The organism is Sporichthya sp. (genome assembly GCF_013815995.1).
Classification (GTDB): Bacteria; Actinomycetota; Actinomycetes; order Sporichthyales; family Sporichthyaceae; genus Sporichthya.
This window is the reverse complement of record NZ_JACDFE010000374.1, coordinates 1-2,441: the sequence shown is the minus strand read 5'-3', so window position 1 is coordinate 2,441 and position 2,441 is coordinate 1. Positions and strand designations below refer to the sequence as shown.

The 2,441-nt window shown below is 73.2% G+C and carries 2 protein-coding genes; one reads left to right on the top strand and one right to left on the bottom strand.

The window, feature by feature from the left end; translation table 11 throughout:
- The coding region (locus H0X00_RS23430; RefSeq protein WP_293775240.1) for an APC family permease at positions 1–740 on the bottom strand (740 nt) is incomplete at its 3' end.
- Positions 741–950: 210 nt separating this feature from the next.
- Here H0X00_RS23430 and H0X00_RS23425 point away from each other — a divergent pair.
- Complete coding sequence (locus H0X00_RS23425) at positions 951–2,318, top strand: N-acetylmuramoyl-L-alanine amidase (RefSeq protein ID WP_293775238.1); 1,368 nt, start codon at positions 951–953, stop codon at positions 2,316–2,318.
- The last annotated feature ends 123 nt before the right edge of the window (positions 2,319–2,441 follow it).

Below are 2,441 nucleotides of genomic sequence, written 5' to 3'. Positions count from 1 at the left end.
CCCGGGCCCAGCACCGCGAGCGCGGCCGCGAGCACCGCGGCGTAGACCAGCAGGGTCAGGCCGAGCGCGAGCGGGATCGCCCGCCGGATGGTGCGCGCCGGGTCGCGCACCTCCTCGCCGAGCGTGGCGATCCGCGCGTAGCCCGCGAACGCGAAGAACAGCAGACCGGCCGCCTCCGCGATCCCGGCCAGGTCGGTGTCCCCGCGCGGCCGCAGTCGCTCGGCCACCGCGGCGTCCGAGGTCAGCGCCACCATGACCACGACCGCGAGCACGACCAGGACGGCGGCCACGATCAGCCGGGTCAGAGCCGCGGAGCGCCGGATCCCGACGTAGTTCACCGCGGTCAGGGCCGCCACCGCGGCCACCGCCACGGTGCCGGCATGGTCCGGCCACGCGTAGGTCCCGACCGCCAGCGCCATCGCCGCGCAGGAGGCGGTCTTGCCGACCACGAACGCCCAGCCGGCCAGGTAGCCCCAGAACTCACCGAGCCGTTCCCGGCCGTAGACGTAGGTTCCGCCCGAGACCGGGTAGCGGGCCGCCAGGCGGGCGGAGGAGAGCGCGTTGCAGTACGCCACGCCCGCCGCCAACCCCAACGCGATCAGCAGACCGGATCCGGCCGCCCCGGCCGCGGGCGAGGGAGCGAGGAAGATGCCCGCCCCGACCATCGACCCGAGGCCGATGACGACCGCGTCGCCCGTGGTGAGCCGCCGCGCCAGTGGAGAGTCCGGCGGCGCAGGCATCTGCTCAACCTAGGGCGCTCGTGCTCACCCCGGTCCCGGCCGCGGGTGGAAGGCCCCACGTGCTCCGGCGGTACATCGGGTGAACGCCGAACGGCGGTCGGCCGATTCGCGACCACGTAAGAATTCCGACCGCCCTCGGCGTCGTGGGACGTGCTGCGATCCGTGCGGACCCACCTCGGGTTCGACCACCGACCCCCGGGAGCCGATCGCATGCCCAGGATCACTCGTCGACGCGCTCTGGGGCTCGCGGCCGTCGCCTCCGTCGCGGCTGTCGCAGAGGCCGGCGCAAGTTCGCTGCTGCCCGCGTGGGGCGAGGGTTCAGGAGACCCCGAGGTCGGCGTGCGCCGGCTGCCGCTCCGGCCTTCGGACATGACGATGGGTCAGATGCCGGGTGAAGCCGCTGACGGGCTCGCCCGAATGTTCAGCCCACCGATGGCGGCCGGGCCGTTCTCGATGATCGGGCTGACCTGGGACGGGGCGGGCAAGGGCACCCCCGCCCCGATGTCCGTCAGCTTGCGTTCGGCCCTCGGTCAGTCGTGGGGGCCGTGGCAGGAGGTTCACCGCGATCTCGACGCTCCCGACGGTGACGAGGACTCCGTGGCCGACGTGACCTGCACCGTGCCGGTCTGGGTCGGGTTCTCGGATGCCCTGCAGGTGCGAATCGATCTTCCCGGTGGTGAGTCGATCCCGGCTGGGCTGGGCGCGGTCTTGCTGGACCCGGGTACCTCGCCCTCCGATCTGGACGCCGACCCGGCCGTGGCCCCGGTGTCCCGACTCGGCCTGGGGGTGCTCGCGCCCGAGGTCCGGTCCCGCGGCGCGTGGAAGGCCGACCCGGCGCTGACGCGGCGCAGCCCCCGCTACACCCGGGAGATCGTGGCCGGCTTCGTGCACCACACCGCCGGCACCAACAACTACGGGCCGGACGACGTGCCAAAGATCCTGCGCGGCGTCCACGCGTACCACGTGCGGGTCCGAGGCTGGTCCGACGTCGGCTACAACTTCCTGGTGGACCGGTTCGGTCGGATCTGGGAGGGCCGGGCCGGCGGTGTCGACAAGCGGGTGCTCGGCGCCCACACGGGAGGGTTCAACTCGCGTACGTTCGGAGTCGCCGCGATCGGGACGTTCCAGAGCACCGCGCCCTCGCCGGCGATGCTCACCTCACTCGCGCAGTTGATCGCCTGGAAGTTCACCCTTGATCAGCCCGACGCGCTGGACGCGCTCGGATCGGTCCGGCTGACCTCGGAGGGCGGGGGCGTGGCCCGGTATCCGGCCGGCCGGGGGGTGAACTTCCGGCGCATCTCGGGTCACCGCGACGCCGGCTCCACCTCCTGCCCGGGCGATCTGCTGTACCGCGAGCTGCCGCGGCTGCGCTCGCAGGTGGCCGCGGCGATCGTCGGTTCCGTGCCGGTCCCCGAGCCGGTCCCCGTGCCGATCCCCGAGCCGGTCCCCGAGCCGGTCCCCGTTCCGGACCCGCTCACGACCCCCCGTCCCGCGCCGACGGTCGTGCCGGGTCCCTTACCCGGCCCCGACCTGACGACCACGGTCCCGACGACCGGTCCCCGCCGACCGGGCTTCTAGTGGTCCGTCTGCGAATTGATCTGGTTGAGGACCTCACGCCCGCGACGGACCTTGGCGATGATCTCCTCCGCGGTCGCCTTCCAGATGAAGGGCTTCGGGTCGGTGTTCCAGTGCTCGGCCCAG